Raw genomic sequence first — 19,800 nt, forward strand, 5'->3', positions numbered from 1 at the left:
ATACAGATTCATCCACCGCTCCATACGTTGTCCTCGAAACCCTTACAGCAGCTTGTCGATGCCGTAAGCCGGGCCGTTGGCCACCAGAAAATCGATGAATGCCCTCAGCTTGCGCGGCATCAGGCGCCGCTCGGGAAACAGCAGGTAGATGGGTACCCTGGGTTGCTGCCACTCCGACAGCAAGGAGACAAGCGTCCCGTTCGCCAGCTCATCATGGCACAGCATGGCGGGCAGGGAAGCCAGCCCCAGCCCCGCCTTCGCCGCCTCCCTGGCGCAGGTGATGTTGTTGACCTGGAAGCGGGACGGGGGATCCACCAGCACTTCGCGATCATCCAGCTCGAAACACCAGTGCGAGGCGAGGAACCCCGTGCTGACCGCGATCCGCTCGTGATGCACCAGATCGGCGGGCCTCTGGATCACCGGGTGGCGCGCCAGATAGTCCGGGCTGGCGCACAGCAGCCGCTCGGTGCTCCAGAGACGCCGCGCAGCCAGGTTGGAGTCGCTCATGTCGCCGACCCGCACGATGGCATCCAGCCCCTCGCTGATGGGATCCACGATGCGGTTGGTCAGCTCCAGCTCCACCTTCATGCCCGGATAGGCTTGCAGGAAGTTCGCCACCAGCCTGCCCACCACCAGCTGCCCCGTCTCGATGGGCACCGCCAGCTTGAGGGTCCCCGTCACCTCCTGCTGGCTGGCACTGAGCATCAGCTCGGCCTGGGCCAGCTCCTCCACCGCCTTGCTGCAGCGTAGATAATATTGTTCACCGGCTTCCGTCAGGGTGAGCTGCCGGGTGGAGCGATAGAGCAGCCGCGCGCCGAGACGCTGCTCCAGCTCGGCGATGCGGCGGCTCACCGTCGCCTTGGTCATGCCCAGCTCCTGGGCTGCGGCGGTAAAGGAGCCCTTGTCGACGATACGAACGAGGATTAAGGCAGCATTCAGGTCCATTGTTTCACCAGTGAAACTGTATATCTCATGAATGGATACTAATCGAAACAGTTGCACGATGTTAGCCTGCCCGCCACAGTTCAGGAAAACCAATATCATGAGTCAACACAAGAAGATCCCCCTGCTGGCCGCCCTGGTGCTGGCCCTGCTCGGCCTGCTGTTTGCCGGTTACTGGTATCTGCATGGCCGCTACTTCGAGAGCACCGACAACGCCTACCTGCAAAGCGAGGTGACCGGCATCGGTTCCAAGCTCTCCGGCTACATCAGCGAAGTACTGGTGACCGACAACCAGGCGGTGAAGGCCGGCCAGCTCATCGCCCGGCTCGACGACCGCGAGTACAGGACCAAGGTGGCGGAGGCCGAGGCCGATCTGCACCTCAACCAGGCGACGGCGGATAACCTCGCCGCCACCCGTATCCAGCAGTTGAGCCTCATCCGCCAGGCCGAGGCAAAAGTCAGCTCGGCCAATGCCGAGCAGGTCCGGGCCCAGCAGCAGGTGCGCCGGGTCAGCCAGCTCAATGAGCGTCACTACAGCTCCCAGGACAGCCTGGACGAGGTGCGTGCTGGCTTGCAGGTCAACCAGGCCCAGGCACTGGAGGCCAAAGCCGCCTTGCAGGCCGCCCGCGAGCGGCTGCTGGTGCTGGATGCCGAAGCCAAGCAGAACCAGGCCAGGCTAGCATTGAGCGAGGCCCAGCTCGAACAGGCCAGGCTGGAACTCGGCTACACCGAGCTGCGAGCCCCCGCTGACGGCATCATCGGCAAGCGCAGCCTGCGGGAAGGGCTCTACGTCCAGTCCGGTATGCAGGTGGCCAGCCTGGTGCCCCTGAGCCAGGTGTGGGTCGAGGCCAACTTCAAGGAGACCCAGTTGCAGCACATGCAGCCGGGCCAGAAGGTGGAGGTGATCCTGGATGCCTATCCGGATCAACCGGTCGAGGGGATCATCGACAGCCTCTCTCCGGCCACCGGCGCCAAGTTCGCCCTGCTGCCGCCGGAGAACGCCACCGGCAACTTCACCAAAATCGTGCAGCGGGTGCCGGTCAAGATCAGCATCCCGGATCCGGGCGCCCTGGCGGGCAAGCTGCTGCCCGGCCTCTCCACCGAGGTGATCGTCGACACCCGCACCCCTGATCCCGTGGTGGCCGCCCACTGATGGACGCCATACCACGTCGCAACTGGATCGCGGTCATGGGGGGCCTCATCGGCGCCTTCATGGCCATCCTCGACATCCAGATCACCAACGCCTCCCTGAAAGACATTCAGGGGGCGCTCTCGGCCACCCTGAGCGAGAGCTCCTGGATCTCCACCTCCTATCTGGTGGCGGAGATGATCGCCATTCCGCTGAGCGGCTGGCTGAGCCGGGGACTGAGCGTGCGGCGCTACCTGCTGTGGACCACGGGCGCCTTCATCGTCGCCTCCGTACTCTGCTCGTTCAGCTGGAACCTCACCAGCATGATCGTCTTTCGGGCGCTGCAGGGCTTTACCGGCGGGGCCCTGATCCCCATGGCCTTCTCCCTCATCGTCAGCCTGCTGCCGCTGCACAAGCGAGCCACCGGCATGGCGCTGTTCGGCCTGTGCGCCACCTTCGCCCCCGCCATCGGCCCGACCCTGGGGGGCTGGCTGACGGAGCAGATGTCCTGGCACTACATCTTCTATCTGAACGTGCCGCCCGGCCTGCTGGTGATGGCCATGCTGGCCCACGGGCTGGACAGGAAGCCCGTGGACTGGGAGGTGATCAAGCGGGTGGATCTCATTGGTATCCTCACCATGGCGGTGGGTCTCGGCCTTCTGGAGGTGGTGCTGGAAGAGGGCAACCGGGAGGACTGGTTCGGCTCGAGCTTCATCGTGCGGCTCACCGTCATCTCGGTGGTGGCCCTGGTGTTCTTCGTCATCAGCCAGTTGCTGCGCCGCCACCCCCTGGTCAACCTGCGGCTGCTGCACAACCCGCGCTTCGCGCTGGCCTGCTTCGCCTACCTGGTGCTCGGTATGGGGTTGATGGGCTCCATCTATGTGCTGCCCCTCTACATGACCCAGATCCACAATTACAACGCCCTGGAAATCGGTGAAGTGCTGATGTGGATGGGGTTGCCCCAGTTGCTGGTGCTCCCCCTGGTGCCCAAGCTGACCCACAAGATAGATCCGCGCTATCTGGTGAGCTTCGGCTTTCTGGTCTTCGCCATCAGCTGCTTCATGAACGTGAACATGAATGCCGACTACGCCGGGCCCCAGCTGATCCAGTCCCTCATCGTGCGGGCCCTGGGGCAGCCCTTCATCATGGTGCCCCTCTCTCTGGTGGCGACCGCCAGCCTGACGCCGGACGAGATCCCCTCTTCCTCGACCCTGCTCAACGTGCTGCGCAACCTGGGGGGCGCCTTCGGCATCGCCATCATCGCCACCCTGATCGACAACGACACCCGGACTCATGTCAGCCAGATCGGCAGCACCCTGGCCGCCACCAGCATCGAGGGGCAGGCCTATCTGATGCAGCTGGCCCAGAACATGATGGCCCAGGGAGCCGGGCCGGAGCAGGCCCAGTTGCAGGCCCGGGCCATGCTGTCGAACACCATCAGCCGCGAGGCGGCCATCATGGCCTACAACCAGGTGTTCTACGTGATGGGTATCTTCCTGCTGATCGCCAGCGCCCTGATGCTGCTGCTCAAGCAGCCGGCCCCGAGGGCCCCTGACGCAGAACCGGTCGAGGCGTGAAAGGTGGGGATCACATAGCAAAACGGGCCAGAAGGCCCGTTTTTCATGGCTGCCCGCCGGTCAGCCCGCCAGGGAGGCGGCGATCAGGAACTGTGCCGCGAAGTAGCTGCTCATGATCCAGGCCGTGGCATGGGGGAAGGGGCGGCGGAATCTGTCCAGCGCCAGCATGCTGTCGGAGAAGAGGAACATCAGCGCCCCCACCAGGGCGGCGGCGCTGCCGGCAGTGAGAGAGGCATGCCAGGCACCGGCGGCCACCCAGGCCATGGCGATGATCACCAGCATGTAGCAGAAGACGGGGATCCTCATCTCGCCGAGCTGGCCCCACAAGAGCCCGAACACCATGCCGGCCACCAGCAACAGCAGCAGGCCGTCCACCAGCTTGAGCACCAGGGGCCCCTGGGCGAAACCGACGATGTAGCAGAGGTGAGCGACAAGAAATGCCGCCAGCCCCTGGATGAAGCGATCCCGTGGCAGCATCAGCAGCACGTCCCCCGCCAGCGACAGGCAGAGACCGAGCAGGATCCAGGCGTGGGAGCCGTTGTGATCGTCGCTCTGGTAGCCAAACGCCAGGGCGATGATGAACAGCATGGTCAGGGGTTTGCTGATGTAGAACTGACGGGAGTCTGAGCCGTAAGCCGCGCGGATGTGCCACCAGCCCGATGCGATGATCAAGAAACTCAATAACATGCCCTGCTCCTCACCGGCTGCTCACCCTGGGGCGGCAACCTCTTTAGTGCCCGCAAGAGTAGCAAATTCCCCCGGCCAGTGGCAGAGGCTGAAGCAGATGGCACCCTACACCTAAAGTCTAATTGCCCCCATCCCCGCCCTCGGGCATAAGAGACAGTTCTGGAGGATCACCATGGAAGACGCTATGACCAACTACCTGCCCGCTATCGACATCATGATGTGCCATCTTGGCATCAGCTTTGAACAGGCCTGCGAGCAGCTTGGCCTCAGCCCGCAGGAGCAGCAGACCCTCGACCAACTGCAAAAACAGAAGCAGACCCAGTCCAACTGATGCCCTGGACTGATGGCCCGAAGCGGCCGGCATCACAGCCCAGCATAAAAAACGGCGCCCGAAGGCGCCGTTTTTTATTGGGTGATGATCAGGGTCGAGCGACCCGGCGGCGTTGCAGCCAGACCACGGCCCCGAACAGCAGGAAGCCCGGCAGCCACATCAGCTCCTTGGGCCAGCGCTCGGTGGGCGCCTTGACGCTCAGGATCTGCTGATCCATCTCCAGCCCCAAATCGGCGGCCTGGCTGCCGAAGGTGACGGTGTCGATCAGGATCTTGCCGTCCTGCTCATAGGTCTGGATCCCCAGCTTGGCCAGACGCTCCTCACCACTGACGCCCGAAGGCACCGGCAGCAGCACGGTGAAGCGGCGCAACTTGCCCACCGCATCTTCCCCTTCCATACGCAGGCGCAGGGTGCTTTCAGCCTCCACCTGCCCCATGGTCTGGACCAGCTCGGCCGGGGCGGTGTCGCGATACGGGTCGTGCAGCAGATCCATCCAAAAGCCTGGACGGAACAGGGTGAAGGCCACCAGCAGCAGCAGCACGCTCTCGTACCAGCGGCTCTTCACCAGGAAGAAGCCCTGGGTGGCGGCAGCGAAGATCAGCATGGCGATGGTGGCCACGATGAAGATCAGCACGCCATGGGCGAAGTCCACGTTGATGAGCAGCAGATCGGTGTTGAAGATGAACAGGAACGGCAGCGCTGCGGTACGCAGGCTGTAGTAGAACGCCGTGATCCCTGTCTTGATGGGGTCGCCCTTGGAGACGGCGGCCGCGGCGAACGAGGCCAGCCCCACCGGCGGGGTCACGTCCGCCATGATGCCGAAGTAGAAGACGAACAGGTGCACCGCGATGAGCGGCACGATGAGGCCGTTCTGCTGACCCAGGGTGACGATCACCGGCGCCAGCAGGCTCGATACCACGATGTAGTTGGCGGTGGTCGGCAGCCCCATGCCGAGGATGAGGCTCAGCAGCGCGGTGAGGATCAGCATGAGCAGCAGGTTGCCCATGGAGAGGAACTCCACCAGATCCGCCAGTACCAGGCCGACGCCGGTCTGGGAGACGGCCCCGACGATGATGCCGGCAGTGGCGGTGGCAATGCCGATGCCGATCATGTTGCGGGCACCGGCAATCAGCCCCTCGCGCAGGTCCACCACGCCATCGGTGAAGGAGCCGTAGTCATGCTTGCCGTCGGTGCGCAGCCAGTTCAGCAGCGGTCGCTGGGTCAGCAGGATGATGATGAGCATCACCGAACCCCAGAAGGCCGACAGGCCGGGGGAGAGGCGCTCCACCATCAGACACCACACCAGCACCACCACGGGCAGCAGGAAGTGCAGGCCGGAGAGCAGCACGGCGCGGGTCTCGGGCAGCTCGTCCAGCGGCTTGTCCGGGTCTTCCGCCGGCAGCGGCGCGTTGCTCGCGGCGATCTTCAGCAGTCCGAGATAGGCGACGGCCAGCAGCACGCTGATCCCCGGCAGGGCATAGTCACCCAGTACCGGCTTGAGCCAGCCCAGACCGTAGTAGACCGCCATGGAGAGGCCGCTGATGAGGGCGGCACCGAAGGCGAAGCCGGTCAGGCGACGCAGCCAGGGGCGCGGCTGACGGTTGCCGATGGGCTGCATCCCGAGCTTGAGCGCCTCGAGGTGCACGATGTAGAGCAGGGCGATGTAGGAGATGGCCGCCGGCAGGAAGGCGTGCTTGATGATCTCCACATAGGGGATGCCCACGTACTCCACCATCAGGAAGGCCGCAGCCCCCATGACCGGCGGCATGATCTGGCCGTTGACCGAAGAGGCCACTTCCACCGCGCCGGCCTTCTCCTTGGAGAAACCGACCCGTTTCATCATGGGGATGGTGAAGGTGCCCGTGGTCACCACGTTGGCGATGGAGGAGCCGGAGATGACGCCGGTCAGGGCCGAGGCGACCACAGCCGCCTTGGCCGGGCCGCCGCGCAGGTGACCCAGCAGGCTGAAGGCGAGCTGGATGAAGTAATGGCCCGCACCGGCGCGCTCGAGCAGGGCGCCAAACAGCACGAACAGGAAGACGAAGCTGGTGGAGACCCCAAGGGCGATGCCGAACACCCCTTCGGTGGTGATCCACTGGTGGTTGGCCAGCGCATGCAGGCTCACCCCGCGGTGGGCCAGCAGGAAAGGCATCCAGGGACCGGCCAGGCTGTAGGCCAGGAAGACGATGGCGATGACCGCCAGGGCCGGGCCCAGGGCGCGGCGGGCCGCTTCCAGCAGGAGCGGGATGCCGACGCAGGCCACCGCGAAGTCCATGGTGGTCAGGTTGCCGGGACGCTGGGCAAGCTCCTGGTACATCACGAACAGATAGCTGGCGACGGCGGCACCGACGAGGCCGAGGGCGATGTCGGCAAGGGGAACCCTGTCTCGCGGTGAGCTGCGCATGGCGGGGAACACCAGGTAGGCGAGCAGGATGGCGAAGGCCAGGTGAATCGAGCGTGTTTCAGTGTCGTTGAGGACGCCGATGCCAAGGGAGAAGGGCAGCGGCGAGGCAATCCAGAGCTGGAACAGGGACCAGATCAGCGCAAGACCCGCGATGATCCAGCTCATGGGGCCGACGGGCAGCCTGGCGCCGACGTCCTGGGCGATCAGCTCCTCGGCCGAGAACGCCTCTTGTTGTTGTGTTTGCTGCATAGTGTGACTCTGTAGGTACTGCAATAAATGAGACTCGCTCCCCCGAAGGAGGAGCGAGTCCGGGGCACATCCGAAGACGCAGCCGGATTACATCCAGCCACGTTCCTTGTAGTAACGCACAGCGCCTTCATGCAGCGGAGCGGAGAGACCCACCTTGATCATGTCGGCTTCCTTCAGATCCGCGAAGGCCGGGTGCAGGCGCTTGAAACGGTCCAGGTTGTCGAACACGGACTTGACCAGCTGGTAGACCACTTCCGGGTCAGCCTTGGCGCTGGTGGAGAGCACCGCCTTGCCACCGATGGACGGAGTCGGGTTCGGGCTGCCCTTGTAGAGACCACCCGGGATCTCGGCCTTGCTGTAGTAGCTCTTCTCGGCCAGCAGCTTGTCGATTTCGGGGCCGGTGACCGGCACCAGCACGGTGTCCGTGGTGGTGGAGGCTTCCTGGATGGCGCCGTTCGGGTGGCCGACGAAGTAGCTCATGGCATCGATGTTGTTGTCACCCAGGGCAGAGGCCTGCTCGGCGGGTTTCAGTTCGGAAACCAGGCTGAAGGCGGATTTGTCCCAGCCCTTCACGGCCATGATCTCTTCAAAGGTGTCACGCTGACCGGAACCCGGGTTGCCGATGTTGACACGCTTGCCCTTCAGGTCGTCGAAGCTGGCTACCTTGGCGTCCTTGCGGGCCAGGATGGTGAACACTTCGCTCTGCAGGGAGAAGACGGCGCGGATGTCATCCATCGGACCTTCGGCCTTGAACGGCTCGACGCCCTTCATCGCCTTGTACTGGTGGTCGGACTGCATGATGCCGAAGTTGAATTCGCCGGAGCGGATGCCGTTGACGTTGGCAACACCGCCGCCACTGGCCGGGGCGTTGCACTTGATCTGGTGATCGGCGGCGCCGCGGTTGAGGAAGCGGCAGATGGACTGGCCCGCCACGTAGTAGACGCCGGTCTGACCGCCGGTGCCTATGGTCACGAAGCGCTCCTGCGCTTGCACCGGACCACCAAACGACACACCGACCAGAGCCGCCGACAAGGCGCACGCCAAGGATAATCCTTTCATGTTCTTCATCCTTTTCATTGATTTATTTCACCCGTTTCCCGGGAGAATATGAGACAGACCCGCATCAAGACTGGGTTCGCCTATACGACCTCGTACGAGGAAATGGTCGAGCGGCACGCGCCCTTCCAGAAGCCACCATCATCCTGCGGTGAGATAATCAGCGTCATGCCGATCGGAGGTGATCTGACCAGAAACGGGTCAGTTCAAAAGCATTAACGCTCCGATTAAGCACATAACACCAACATAAATCAAACAAAACAGCAAAATGGCGGATTTAAATAGCGAGAAGTTTGAAGCGGATCATTCATTTCTCAAGGGCTGATTAATTACATGAACTATCAAAGGGAAGCAATAAAAAACACGCCCAGATTCTTTCGCAACCCTTGACTGGCAAGGATTAGAAACCTGGTCCGTTATATTGCGAAATGCATACTGAACAGCATAAACACGACGTTAATGACGTTTTTGTCGCCAAGATGCAAAAACCCCGATCCGGGGCTGCCGGAACGGGGTTTGGTAACAAGCTGATTTCATTTGGGCCCGGCCATCACGCCTTGCTGCCAGCCAGCTCCAGAATGAAGGCGAACTCCAGGGCGATGTCCTCATAGGCCTTGAAACGGCCCGACTTGCCGCCATGACCGGCCTCCATGTCGGTGCTGAGCAGCAACTGGTTGTCGTCCGTCTTCAGCTCACGCAGCTTGGCCACCCACTTGGCCGGCTCCCAGTACTGCACCTGGGAGTCGTGCAGCCCCGTGGTCACCAGCAGATTCGGGTAGGCCTGGGCCTTGACCTGATCGTAGGGGCTGTAGGCCTTCATGTAGTCGTAGTAGCGCTTCTTGTTCGGGTTGCCCCACTCGTCATACTCCCCTGTGGTGAGGGGAATGGACTCGTCCAGCATGGTGGTGACCACGTCGACGAAGGGCACCTGGGCCACCACGCCGCGATAGAGCTGGGGCGCCTGGTTGATGACGGCCCCCATCAGCAGACCGCCGGCGCTGCCCCCCATGGCATAGACCTGATCCCTGGCGCCGTAGCCTTGCGCCACCAACGCCTCGGTCACGTCGATGAAGTCGTTGAAGGTGTTCTGCTTCTTGAGCAGCTTGCCCTCTTCATACCAGGTGCGGCCCAGCTCCTCGCCACCCCGGATATGGGCGATGGCGTAGACGAAGCCCCGGTCCAGCAGGCTCAGGCGTGAGCTGCTGAAGTCCGGGTCCATGCTGGCGCCGTAGGAGCCATAGCCGTAGACCAGCAGGGGATTGGTGCCTGCCCCCCCCCCTGCCTTCTTGAACTTGTCCTTGCGATAGACCAGCGACACCGGCACGGCTACGCCGTCACGGGCGGTGATCCAGAGCCGCTCGCTGGCATATTGCGCAGGCACGAAGCCCGCCACCGGCTGCTGCTTGAGCAGAGTCCGCTTGCCGCTGTCCATGTCGAGCTCATAGGTGGAGGACGGCGTGGTCATGGAGGAGTAGCCATAGCGCAGGGCGCTGGTGTCCGGCTCCGGGTTGTAGGCAAGCCAGGTGACATAGGCGGGATCGTCGAAGGCGATCTCCTTCTGTTCGCCGCTCTGCCAGTTGACCTGACGCAACCGGGTCAACCCCTGGCTGCGCTCCTCCAGCACCAGCCAGTCCCTGAACAGGGCATAGCTCTCCAGCAGCACGTCCGGATTGGGGGCGATCACCGCCTTCCAGCGATCCACCGGGCTCTCCTTGGTCTCGTAGAGGCCGAAGTTCTTGCCGTCCTTGTTGGAGCGCACATAGAAGCGACCGCGGTAGTGATCCAGGCTGTATTCGTGATCCACCTGGCGGGGCAGGAACAGGCGTGGCGTCTGGCCCGGCACATTGGCATCAATGAGGCGCGCCTCGCTGGTGGTGGTGCTGGAGAGGGAGATGACGATGAAATCTTCCGAGGTGGTGGCGTAGAGGCTCACATAGAAGGAGTCGTCCTTCTCCTCGTAGACCAGGATATCCTTCGCGGGGTCCGTGCCCAGCTCGTGGCGATAGACCTGGTAGGGCAGCAGGGTCTTGGGGTGCTTGCGCACGTAGAAGACCGTCTTGCTGTCGTTGGCCCACACCAGGTTGCCGGAGGTGTTCTCGAGGGTGTCGGCGGCCCAGGCGCCGCTCTCCAGATCGAGGAACTGGATCCTGTATTGACGGCGGGAGAGATAATCTTCCGCCACCGCCAGCCAGCGGTTGTTGCGGCTCACCTCGAGCGCCCCCAGGGCATAGAACTCGTGGCCTTCGGCGCGCTGGTTGCCATCCAGCAGCAGGGTGGGCGCCCCGTCCCCTTCCACCTTGCTGCGGGAGTAGATGGCGTACTCCTTGCCCGGCTCGTAACGGGTCTGATAGCGGTAGCCGTTCTTCACATAGGGGACAGACTCGTCCTGCTGGGGAATACGGGCCACCATCTCCTTGTAGAGCTGCTCGCGCAGCGGCTTGATCGGTGCGAGCATGGCCTCGGTGTAGGCATTCTCGGCCTTGAGATAGTCCAGCACCTCGGGCTTCTGCCGCTCGTCATCGCGCAGCCAATAGTAGTTGTCGACGCGCGTGTCCCCGTGTTTTTTCAGGGTATGGGGGTGCTTGGCAGCCACCGGGGGGACAATGACAGGCTGGGTGGAAGTATCGCTTGTAGGCATGGCGGACTCTTCGTTGGCATGGGAACAGGGCGCAGCAAGCAGGCAAGCCAGCAGCAACCCCCGGGAAAAGGTGAACATGTCGCATCCTTTGCGCTGTCACAGGGCCGCCCCTCCCGCTGGTGCTGCACGCATCCAGACTGCACACCGGCAGGCAGTGGGAAAAGCGTCCCTGAGAAAATAAAAATTGGCGATCAATCTGCCCCTTGTCGCCCGGGGTTGCAAGGGCTCCCCGGACATTACCCCCCAAATCGACGAAAAAGGGCCGCCATCTCGCGATGGCGGCCCTCCTCCCTGACCGTGGGCGACACGGGTTCGCTCAGGTGTGCCTCACATGATGGAAGTGTGTCTGCTCACGGTCAGCATCCATCAGCCGGGGTAGCTCGACCAGACTTTGGTCGCGCCCTCGTCACTGATGCTCAGCACCTGATAGGGCTGGCCCGGAATATCCATGCCCGGCGCACTCTGGGGCATCCCCGGAATGGTCAGACCGCGGATCGCCGGTTTTTCCTTGAGCAGCTTCTGCACGTCGGCAGCGGGCACATGCCCCTCCACCACATAGCCGTTCACCACCCCGGTGTGGCAGGAGGCCAGCTGCGGGGTGATGCCATGCTGCTGCTTGATCGGGTCAAGCTGCTCGGTTTCCACGACCTTGACCTCAAAGCCGTTCTCTTCCATGTGCTTGATCCAGGTCTTGCAGCAACCGCAATACTGGGACTTGTAGACGGTCATCTGCCCGGTTGCCAGAGCAGAAAAACTGACGGTACCGGCCAGCACGGCCAGTAACAGGGACTTGTACATATCTCACCTCGGTTAAGAAGAAATGCCCGGAAAGGGAAACTCGACTCAGCCGTGGTGACGGGGCGGACGCTCGAGACGCTCCAGGGGCGCCTCCGGCATGAACAGAGAGGGAGAGAGGTACGTCGGCCTGTCGGGCTCAAGCCGGGCAACCGTCAGGCTGTCGCTGGTGAGCACCGTCATGGAGAGCGCCGAGGTGAAGCTGCCGCAGGGCATGGCTTTTTCCAGGGTACGCTCGCTCTGGCTGCAATGGGGCGTCAGGGTACAGAGATCGGTGGCCGCACGGCTGCCAAACGACATCAGCACCAGCACCAGACTCCACAGGGGGAGCCAGCGGCGGGCGCGAGCGAGTTGGCGACGGGTCAGGACCATGAGACGACTCAATGACGAAAGAGGGCCTATGGTAACCCTTGGCCCAGGGGGAGGGTCAACCCCTCCCCCGTCTGCATCAGGGTTGCTGGCGGGTGGCCGCCAGCACGATCTCCCGCACGCAGACGTTGGCCGGCTGGTGCCAGACGTAGAGCACGGCGTCGGCGATCACCTCGGGTGCAATGACGCCTCCCATCTGTTCCTTCCAGTCGTGATAGCCCGCCTTGATGCTCTCGTCCGTGGTGTGACTGAGCAGCTCGGTCTCCACCGCGCCCGGAGCGATGGTCACCATCCGCACGCCGACATCGGCCACCTCTTCCCGGATATTCTCGGTCAGGGCGTGGACGGCGAACTTGGTGGCGCAGTAAGCGGCATGGTTCGGGAAGGTCTTGCGACCGGCGATGGAGCTGATGTTGATGATGGTGCCGCTGCGGCGGGCCTTCATGCCGGCCAGTACCGCATGCACGCCATTCAAAACCCCCATCACGTTGATGTTGAGCATCTGCTGCCACTCGGCGGGATCCTGCACGTCGGCCTGTCCCAGCAGCATGACGCCGGCATTGTTGACCAGACATCCCACCGGGCCGAATTGCGCCTCCGCCTGCGCCACGGCGGCCTTCATGGCGGCGGTGTCGGTGACATCGACCCCGATGCAGAGGGTATCAGGCAGGTTCAGCGCCTGCATGGGCTCGACCCGGCGGGCCAGCAACAGCAGCGGATGGCCGGCGGCGGAGAAGGCGCGGGCAATGGCGGCACCGATCCCGGCGGACGCGCCGGTGATCACCACGAGGGACTTGGACATGGAGTTTTCCTTCTGATGCGTTGAAATGGGCGTCAAACAAGGGCTGGCCAGCACGGGACCCAGTCACTATAGTCGCTACATCCATCGGCGATAAATATAGTTTTCCGCTGGTTATCATCTGAATTAACTATGGTATCCCCATGCTGGACCTGAGATTGCTGCGCTTCTTCATCGCCATCTATGAAGAGAAGAACATCACGGCGGCGGCAGCCCGCTGCCACGTGAGCCAACCCTCCCTCTCCGCCGGCCTTCGCCAGCTTGAAGAGAGCCTGGGGGACAGCCTCTTCATCCGGGGCAAGAAGGGGGTGGAAGCGAAGGATCCGGCCCACTATCTCTATCCCCACGCCGTCAAGCTGGTGGAAGAGGCGCGTCGCCTGCCGACCCTGTTTCGCCAGAAGGCGACGCGTGCGAGACTCAACATGGCCATCATGCCCGACCTCAGCCGCCGTCGGCTGGCGGGATTGCTTCGGCGGGTGCAGGGGGTGCTGCCCGAGCTGGATCTCACCCTCTCCGATTACGGCACCCCGGCCGACTGCCGGCTGACCCTGGATGCCCTGCGCCGGGAGGACGAGATCTTCCTGCCGCTCTGGGAAGAGGAGTACGTGCTGTGCGTTCCCAGGGGACACCCTCTTGCGGGCAGGGCGCGTATCGAGCTGGCTGAGTTGCAACACCATGATTTCATTGAGTGTCCCCCCTGCGAAGCCCATCAGCAAACCATAGGCCTGCTGGCCTGTGACCGGCTCACCCTCAATCTGGTGGCCAAGGCCGAGAGCAAGGGGCTAGTGATGGCGCTGGTGCTGGCCGGAGTGGGCATCAGCTTCCTGCCCGACGGGCTGGTGGAGGACGAAGCGGGCCTGTGCACCCTGCCCGTGAGCGGCCCCCGGATGTTCCGCCGCATCGGCCTCTGCTACCCCGCCCACCAGACCCTGAATCCGGCGCTGCGCGCACTGATCCCGGAACTGGCGGGCCAGGGAGCTTCTTGATAACGTTTCAGCTCACAGTCTGTCGCATGTGCCGGCAGCAGACCCTCTTCAGGAATCCCATGAAACGCATTCTGGTCATCTTTTCACACCCGGCGCTGCAGAGTTCCCGGGCCAACAAACAACTGCTGCACGCCATCGAGGGGCTGGAGGGGATCACCCTGCACGATCTCTGCCAGCGCTATCCGGACATGTTCATCAACGTGAAACGGGAACAGGCCCTGCTGGCGGAGCACGACATCATCGTCTTCCAGCACCCCTTCTACTGGTACTCCTGCCCGGCCATCATGAAAGAGTGGATGGACCTGGTGCTGGAGTACGGCTATGCCTACGGCCCCGAGGCCCATGCCCTCAACGGCAAGCAGTGGCTCAGCGCCATCACCACGGGGGGCGGCCCCGAATCCTACTGCCGCGCCGGCTACAACCAGCGCCCGCTGCTCGACTTCCTGCTCCCCTTCCAGCAGACCGCACAGCTGTGCGGCATGCGCTGGCTGCCCCCTTTCGTGCTGCACTCCTTCCACAAACTCGAGGATCCCGAGGCGCTGCGCCGCTGCGGCCAGGACTATCGCCAACTGCTGTGCGCCCTGCGTGACGAACAGCTGACCCCGGCCCAGCTGGCCGAGAGCCCCTATCTGCGCGATCTGCTGGGGGTACTCCCATGACACACACTCGATCCGGGCGCAGGCCCGGCCAGCCCTCACCGGCATTCATCATGTTAAGGAGGAGCCGCTGATGGGACATGGATTGCTGTTTGATGCCCTGATCTACCTCTCGGCGGCGGTGATCGCCGTCCCGCTGGCCAAGCTGTGGGGGCTGGGCTCCGTCCTTGGCTACCTGCTGGCGGGGATCATCATAGGTCCCTTCCTGCTTGGTCTGGTGGGCGAGCAGAAAGACGTGATGCACTTCGCCGAGTTCGGGGTGGTGCTGATGCTGTTTCTGGTCGGTCTGGAGCTGCGCCCGGCCCTGTTGTGGCAACTGAAAGGGCCCATCCTCGGCACCGGTGGTCTGCAGGTGCTGCTCACCAGTGTCGCCCTGACCGGGGTGGGTTATCTTTTGGGTCTGCCCTGGCAGCAGGGGCTCGCCATCGGTCTTATTCTTGCGCTCTCCTCCACCGCCATCGTGCTGCAGAGCCTGCAGGAGCGCAAACTGATGCAGAGCGAAAGCGGCCGCTCCGCTTTCGCCGTGCTGCTGTTCCAGGACATCGCCGTCATCCCCATCCTGGCGATCCTGCCGCTGCTGGCCATCGCGCCGGTCGCCAGCAGCGGCAGCTCAGAGCTGGCAGGCTGGCAGCACGGCCTGCTGGTGGTGGCCGCCATCGCCGGCATCGTGCTGGGTGGTCATTACCTGATGCGGCCGGTGTTTCGCGCCATCGCCCAGTCCCACATGCGGGAGATCTTCGTCGCTGCCGCCCTGCTGCTGGTGATCGCCATCGCCGTGCTGATGGAATCCGTCGGTCTCTCCCCCGCCCTCGGCTCCTTCCTCGCCGGCGTGGTGCTGGCGGACAGCGAATACCGCCACGAGCTGGAAGCAGACATAGAGCCGTTCAAGGGGCTGCTGCTCGGCCTCTTCTTCATGTCGGTGGGTGCCGGCATCGACTTCAGCCTCTTTGCCGCCCATCCCCTGTTGATCCCGGCACTGGTGATCGGTCTGATGGTGCTCAAGTGGCTGGTGCTGATGGGGCTCGGCTTTGTCATTCGCCTCTCCCCGAACCAGCGCTGGACCTTCGCCCTGGCCCTGGCCCAGGGCGGGGAGTTCGCCTTCGTGCTGTTCTCGTTCGCCGCCCAGAACAAGGTACTGCCGGGCAGCACCATCTCACTGCTGACTCTGGTCGTCGCCCTCTCCATGGCGCTGACACCGCTGCTGCTTATCCTCAACGATCGGGTGATCCAGCCCTGGTTCGACTACCGCAACCAGAGTGACACCCCCGAACATGAACAGCCCGAGCTGGTGGAACACCCGGTCATCATCGCCGGCTTCGGTCGCTTCGGTCAGATAGTGGGGCGCCTGCTCCACGGCCATGGTATTGGCACCACCATCCTGGAGCAGGATGCCAGCCAGATAGAGATGCTGAGAAAGTACGGCTACCAGGTGTTTTATGGGGATGCCAGCCGACTCGACCTGCTGCACGCGGCCGGCGCCCACAAGGCCAAACTGCTGGTGCTCTCCCTCAATGACCCGGCCACCTCCCTCGAAGTGATCGAGATGGTGAAAAAGCACTTCCCGCACCTCAGAATACTGGCCCGTGCCCAGGACAGACCCCATGCCCACGAGATCCTGCGCCACGGGATAGACAGCGTGCACCGCGAAACCCTGGGGTCGGCCGTGGATCTTGGGGTAGAAGCACTCACCCTCTTGGGATTCAGGGCCAATCAGGCCTGGCGTGCGGGGCAGATGTTCAAGCAGTATGACAACCGGCTGCTGCGGGAACAGGTCAACTACCTGGACGACGAGCACACCTATATCAACAAGAGCCTGCAATACCGCGACATCCTCTCCGACCTGCTGCAAGACGATCAGGAAGGACAGGAGCGTACCCACGCCCATCAATGGAACAGCGGTCTGCCCGACAACGACAAGGAAGCAACATGATTGCCTATTACCCCATGCTCAAACACCTTCACATGACCCTGGCCCTGGTCAGCCTGCTGCTCTTCCTCTACCGCTGGAGCCTGGCGCTGGCGGGCAGCGGGCGGCTGCAACAGAAATGGTTGAAGGTGCTGCCCCACATCAACGACACCTTCCTGCTGCTGTTTGGCGTGCTGCTGGCGGTGACCCTGCAGATGAGCCCTAGCCAGCAGCCCTGGTTGATGGCCAAGCTGATTGCCCTGGTGATCTACATCGGCCTGGGCGTCATGGCGCTCAAGCGCCCTGCCCGCGGTCAGAAGCTGGTGGCCGGAGTGGCCGCTCTCGCAGTATTCGGCTACATGGTGGGCGCAGCCATCACCAAATCAGCCTGGTCCTGGCTGACATAACGACGTGTCGAGGTGGGGGCCCGTCCCCCACCTCCTTCCCACCTTCCCCCTCCTTACTGCTTCCATTTCCTTCCTGTCACCCTGGTCGCGAGCATCCTCGCAAGACTTGTTTTCAATAAAAAAAGGCTCAAACAACCCCTTTTCATTGCTATTTTGTTTTATTTATCAATGCCTTGTTTCTTCATGTATGAAAATGGCGACAGTTGTCGCAGCAAAACTTGCGACATAGACTGTCGCAGGCCATGGCTAGGATACACTCAACGCTAAACCAGTGAAGGCATGCACCATGAGTAAGAAGCTGTTACGACAACTGACCTTGGCGCGTTGCATCCCGCACCGCCCTTACAAGCTGACCGCCAGCCAACTCCAGGTAAAACTGGAAGAGGAAGGCATTCACGTCAGTCTCCGTACCGTGCAACGGGACCTGGAAGAGATGTCCGGCATGGGACTGTTCGACCTCACCTCCGATGAGCGCAGCAAGCCTCATGGCTGGTGCTTCGAGCGCCATGGTCTCAATGACTTTGCCAACATCATGCCGCTCTCGCTGGCAGTGGCCCTGAAAACCTGGAGCGACCAGGCAAGCCAACTGTTGCCGGCAAGCGTGCTGACCGAATTGAACCCGCTGATCGACAAGGCTGGTCAGGTGATCCGCGACAGCCAGAGCGAACTGGCCGAGCGCTGGCTGGAGAGCGTGCACCAGTCACCTCGCCCCTTCGCCGGCAATCCGGAGATCCGCCGCAGCACCCTGATCCGCGACGCCCTCTGGCGTGGCCGCAAGTTCAGCGCCGAGATCCAGCGTGTCATCAAGGAGCGTACTGTCTGGCTCTGCTATGACCGCATCAATCCCCTCGGCATCCTGAACCAGCCCGATGGCCCCATCCTGCTCTGTACCCTCTCCGAGCTGGATCCCAAGGTCTACGGCATTCCGTTCGATCACATCAAGAACGTGGAGTTGACCAACTTCAGCGCGACCCAGCCGAAGGACTTCAATATCCAGAAGCTAATCCGCGACCAGGGTTATCAGGACGTCAGCGGTCCGATCCGCTTCGTCGGGCGCATCGATGCCAACTGCCCGACCCTGATCGATGGACAAATCCCGGGACATAACCCGCGTATGACCCGTTACGACAAGCGCAGCGTGGTGGTGGAGACCGAAGTGCAAGATACGCCCGAGTTCCGCTCCTGGCTGAACAACATGAGCGGCAACCTGGAGGTACTTGCACCCGAATCACTGCGCAAGGCCTACCCGACTCCTGGGACAAGGGTCAGCTAAAGAAACCAGCAGACAATACAAAGCCGAGATTTATCTCGGCTTTTGTCTACTTTTAAAGCATAAGTATTCAATTAATTTTGAACTCTTACACCCCTGATTGAAGCGGCTGCACCATCGTTTTCCTACCGATTTCTGCTTGTAAGAGATCTGCCATTCCCCCTGTAAGACCCCTCAGTGTTGAACCGTACGTGAAGCCATCCCGCACTGGGTATGCTTTCCATGGAAACTATCTAAGTAACTGATAAACGTAGATAATATTCCACACAAGCCCATTTCTGCACCGGATGTCACGGAATCCAAGCCGAATGCACACCTTGTTCGAGCCCGTAATTGCCTTAGTATGGGTCTCACAAGGACGAGCTGATTCGGCAGGATGCAGAAACAGCGCATAAACAAGGAATAGCCTGCAGGATGTGGGCAAGGAACACCTCGGGATGGGGTTGATAGCCAGGATGGTTATCACAAGGATCGACAGGACAACCGCAGGATGCGGTAGTTGGATACCTCAGGATGAGGTTGAGTGGCACGGATTGTCGCTCATCAAGGATGAAAGGACACCGCAAGACGCGGTCAGGAACAGCTTCAAGATGAAGCGTGATAGCCAGGATGGTTATCAGTCAGGATGACGCAGGAACACCACGGGATGTGGTAATGGACACCTCCAGGAAGGAGAGGGTGAAGCAATCAGGACAGATTGCCAGGCTAGGAAGGCCACAGGACACCCCAACGGATTGGGAAGGGGAATTTCCAAAGGAAAGGATAGCGTCAAGGATTGCAGGGAGCATGGCAGTTCAGGGAATGGACGAAATGACTTGAGGGGACAGCATCTGCTGTCCCCTTTTCTTTTGTGCACCCCATGCCCGCGACACAACAGAAAATGGAATCAGCCTGAGCGATCCTGCCTACATCACGCCATCTGCATCACTGATAACCTGTTTGTATACCCACCAGAGGCAGCCACAGTAGCGCTCCTTGCCTTTCCTCCGCCCTCCCTCATCTATACTCAGCGATATCCACTAGGCCCTCAGAGCGCAGCAGATCAGCCGCGGCCAACCAGCCAGAGTGCTCCTGGCGACTGATTCCAGGTAACAATGGCCACTGGCTTCTGCTCCGCCAGGCAGATTGTTGAGTCATCCCTGAACTGTCTATATGTGTGACCACGAATGAAGCGTGGATGCCATTCGGCGGAGATGGTCGTGTAGGGAGGTGAGGATAACCCGGCCAAGCCACCTGGCACTGAGGATGAGGGGTTGGGTAAATGTCAGAAAGCAAAAAGGCCTTCCCGTCAGGGAAGGCCTTTCAATTTAGTGGCGGAGCGGACGGGACTCGAACCCGCGACCCCCGGCGTGACAGGCCGGTATTCTAACCAACTGAACTACCGCTCCGCATTCGGTTAGCTTTCGCTAAATCTTTTGCTGCTTGTTTGTGAGGTGTCATCCTCGCAGCCAGCCATGTGATTCTTCACATCACCGTTTAATTGGGTGCCTGGCAGTGTCCTACTCTCGCATGGCGAATGCCACACTACCATCGGCGCTACAGCGTTTCACTTCTGAGTTCGGCATGGGGTCAGGTGGTTCCACTGCGCTATTGCCGCCA

At 62.0% G+C, this 19,800-nt stretch carries 16 protein-coding genes, 1 tRNA gene and 1 rRNA gene; 8 read left to right on the forward strand and 10 right to left on the reverse strand.

Going from position 1 to position 19,800, the window contains the following annotated elements; all coding sequences use genetic code 11:
• Positions 1–42 precede the first annotated feature (42 nt).
• The gene (locus J9892_RS00965) at positions 43–945 is read right to left on the reverse strand and encodes a LysR family transcriptional regulator (protein ID WP_210537900.1); all 903 of its coding nucleotides are present in this window, start codon (positions 943–945) and stop codon (positions 43–45) included.
• Positions 946–1,042: 97 nt separating this feature from the next.
• Between J9892_RS00965 and J9892_RS00970 the strand changes: the two genes are divergently transcribed.
• Positions 1,043–2,095 (forward strand): HlyD family secretion protein, encoded by a 1,053-nt coding sequence (locus J9892_RS00970; protein WP_045522985.1) that lies wholly within the window; start codon positions 1,043–1,045, stop codon positions 2,093–2,095.
• Positions 2,095–3,648, forward strand: a complete 1,554-nt coding sequence (locus J9892_RS00975) for a DHA2 family efflux MFS transporter permease subunit (RefSeq protein WP_010672584.1) — start codon at positions 2,095–2,097, stop codon at positions 3,646–3,648. Before J9892_RS00970 ends, J9892_RS00975 begins: the two co-directional genes overlap by 1 nt.
• 60 nt (positions 3,649–3,708) lie before the next feature.
• On the opposite strand, the gene J9892_RS00980 is transcribed toward J9892_RS00975, so the two are convergent.
• A complete protein-coding gene (locus J9892_RS00980; protein ID WP_042864577.1) occupies positions 3,709–4,335 on the reverse strand; it encodes a lysoplasmalogenase in 627 nt (208 codons plus the stop codon).
• Between the two features lie 172 nt (positions 4,336–4,507).
• Between J9892_RS00980 and J9892_RS00985 the strand changes: the two genes are divergently transcribed.
• The gene (locus J9892_RS00985) at positions 4,508–4,666 is read left to right on the forward strand and encodes a hypothetical protein (protein ID WP_005332188.1); all 159 of its coding nucleotides are present in this window, start codon (positions 4,508–4,510) and stop codon (positions 4,664–4,666) included.
• 88 nt (positions 4,667–4,754) lie between these two features.
• On the opposite strand, the gene J9892_RS00990 is transcribed toward J9892_RS00985, so the two are convergent.
• The 6 genes from J9892_RS00990 to J9892_RS01015 form a co-directional block, all read right to left on the reverse strand.
• A complete protein-coding gene (locus tag J9892_RS00990) occupies positions 4,755–7,319 on the reverse strand; it encodes a TRAP transporter permease (RefSeq protein WP_210537902.1) in 2,565 nt (854 codons plus the stop codon).
• A gap of 87 nt (positions 7,320–7,406) precedes the next feature.
• Positions 7,407–8,378 carry a TAXI family TRAP transporter solute-binding subunit gene (locus J9892_RS00995; RefSeq protein ID WP_045523000.1) on the reverse strand — a complete coding sequence of 324 codons (972 nt, stop codon included), beginning with the start codon at positions 8,376–8,378 and terminating at the stop codon, positions 7,407–7,409.
• Between the two features lie 547 nt (positions 8,379–8,925).
• Entirely contained in the window at positions 8,926–11,091 is a 2,166-nt protein-coding gene (locus J9892_RS01000; protein WP_053288048.1) for an oligopeptidase B, read from the reverse strand.
• A 288-nt stretch (positions 11,092–11,379) separates the two neighbouring features.
• Positions 11,380–11,811, reverse strand: a complete 432-nt coding sequence (locus J9892_RS01005) for a DUF411 domain-containing protein (protein ID WP_010672577.1) — start codon at positions 11,809–11,811, stop codon at positions 11,380–11,382.
• 45 nt (positions 11,812–11,856) lie between these two features.
• Positions 11,857–12,180, reverse strand: a complete 324-nt coding sequence (locus J9892_RS01010) for a hypothetical protein (RefSeq protein WP_210537904.1) — start codon at positions 12,178–12,180, stop codon at positions 11,857–11,859.
• A gap of 76 nt (positions 12,181–12,256) precedes the next feature.
• Positions 12,257–12,979, reverse strand: coding sequence for an SDR family oxidoreductase (locus J9892_RS01015; protein WP_210537906.1), 723 nt, complete (start codon positions 12,977–12,979; stop codon positions 12,257–12,259).
• Between the two features lie 140 nt (positions 12,980–13,119).
• Between J9892_RS01015 and J9892_RS01020 the strand changes: the two genes are divergently transcribed.
• From J9892_RS01020 to J9892_RS01040, 5 genes are all read left to right on the forward strand, one after another.
• The gene (locus tag J9892_RS01020) at positions 13,120–13,962 is read left to right on the forward strand and encodes a LysR family transcriptional regulator (protein ID WP_041212185.1); all 843 of its coding nucleotides are present in this window, start codon (positions 13,120–13,122) and stop codon (positions 13,960–13,962) included.
• A 59-nt stretch (positions 13,963–14,021) separates the two neighbouring features.
• A complete protein-coding gene (locus tag J9892_RS01025; RefSeq protein ID WP_041212184.1) occupies positions 14,022–14,621 on the forward strand; it encodes an NAD(P)H-dependent oxidoreductase in 600 nt (199 codons plus the stop codon).
• Positions 14,622–14,691: 70 nt separating this feature from the next.
• Complete coding sequence (locus J9892_RS01030; protein ID WP_210537908.1) at positions 14,692–16,548, forward strand: monovalent cation:proton antiporter-2 (CPA2) family protein; 1,857 nt, start codon at positions 14,692–14,694, stop codon at positions 16,546–16,548.
• Positions 16,545–16,931, forward strand: coding sequence for a SirB2 family protein (locus J9892_RS01035; protein ID WP_201957131.1), 387 nt, complete (start codon positions 16,545–16,547; stop codon positions 16,929–16,931). The genes J9892_RS01030 and J9892_RS01035 overlap by 4 nt, the downstream gene beginning before the upstream one ends.
• 286 nt (positions 16,932–17,217) lie before the next feature.
• On the forward strand, positions 17,218–18,204 hold the full coding sequence (locus J9892_RS01040; protein WP_029313511.1) for a WYL domain-containing protein: 987 nt from the start codon (positions 17,218–17,220) through the stop codon (positions 18,202–18,204).
• 1,308 nt (positions 18,205–19,512) lie between these two features.
• Here J9892_RS01040 and J9892_RS01045 read toward each other — a convergent pair.
• Both J9892_RS01045 and rrf read right to left on the reverse strand, forming a co-directional pair.
• Positions 19,513–19,589: transfer RNA gene (locus tag J9892_RS01045), tRNA-Asp, on the reverse strand.
• A 98-nt stretch (positions 19,590–19,687) separates the two neighbouring features.
• Positions 19,688–19,800, reverse strand: a 5S ribosomal RNA gene (gene rrf / locus J9892_RS01050); the annotation flags it as partial.

Source organism: Aeromonas sp. Prich7-2, from assembly GCF_017939255.1.
GTDB lineage: Bacteria > Pseudomonadota > Gammaproteobacteria > Enterobacterales > Aeromonadaceae > Aeromonas > Aeromonas caviae.

Bases quoted from the DNA above. Each gene is read 5' to 3' on its own strand.
- J9892_RS00965 (WP_210537900.1), bottom strand. From the start codon at position 945: ATGGACCTGAATGCTGCCTTAATCCTCGTTCGTATCGTCGACAAGGGC.
- J9892_RS00970 (WP_045522985.1), top strand. From the start codon at position 1,043: ATGAGTCAACACAAGAAGATCCCCCTGCTGGCCGCCCTGGTGCTGGCC.
- J9892_RS00975 (WP_010672584.1), top strand. From the start codon at position 2,095: ATGGACGCCATACCACGTCGCAACTGGATCGCGGTCATGGGGGGCCTC.
- J9892_RS00980 (WP_042864577.1), bottom strand. From the start codon at position 4,335: ATGTTATTGAGTTTCTTGATCATCGCATCGGGCTGGTGGCACATCCGC.
- J9892_RS00985 (WP_005332188.1), top strand. From the start codon at position 4,508: ATGGAAGACGCTATGACCAACTACCTGCCCGCTATCGACATCATGATG.
- J9892_RS00990 (WP_210537902.1), bottom strand. From the start codon at position 7,319: ATGCAGCAAACACAACAACAAGAGGCGTTCTCGGCCGAGGAGCTGATC.
- J9892_RS00995 (WP_045523000.1), bottom strand. From the start codon at position 8,378: ATGAAAGGATTATCCTTGGCGTGCGCCTTGTCGGCGGCTCTGGTCGGT.
- J9892_RS01000 (WP_053288048.1), bottom strand. From the start codon at position 11,091: ATGTTCACCTTTTCCCGGGGGTTGCTGCTGGCTTGCCTGCTTGCTGCG.
- J9892_RS01005 (WP_010672577.1), bottom strand. From the start codon at position 11,811: ATGTACAAGTCCCTGTTACTGGCCGTGCTGGCCGGTACCGTCAGTTTT.
- J9892_RS01010 (WP_210537904.1), bottom strand. From the start codon at position 12,180: ATGGTCCTGACCCGTCGCCAACTCGCTCGCGCCCGCCGCTGGCTCCCC.
- J9892_RS01015 (WP_210537906.1), bottom strand. From the start codon at position 12,979: ATGTCCAAGTCCCTCGTGGTGATCACCGGCGCGTCCGCCGGGATCGGT.
- J9892_RS01020 (WP_041212185.1), top strand. From the start codon at position 13,120: ATGCTGGACCTGAGATTGCTGCGCTTCTTCATCGCCATCTATGAAGAG.
- J9892_RS01025 (WP_041212184.1), top strand. From the start codon at position 14,022: ATGAAACGCATTCTGGTCATCTTTTCACACCCGGCGCTGCAGAGTTCC.
- J9892_RS01030 (WP_210537908.1), top strand. From the start codon at position 14,692: ATGGGACATGGATTGCTGTTTGATGCCCTGATCTACCTCTCGGCGGCG.
- J9892_RS01035 (WP_201957131.1), top strand. From the start codon at position 16,545: ATGATTGCCTATTACCCCATGCTCAAACACCTTCACATGACCCTGGCC.
- J9892_RS01040 (WP_029313511.1), top strand. From the start codon at position 17,218: ATGAGTAAGAAGCTGTTACGACAACTGACCTTGGCGCGTTGCATCCCG.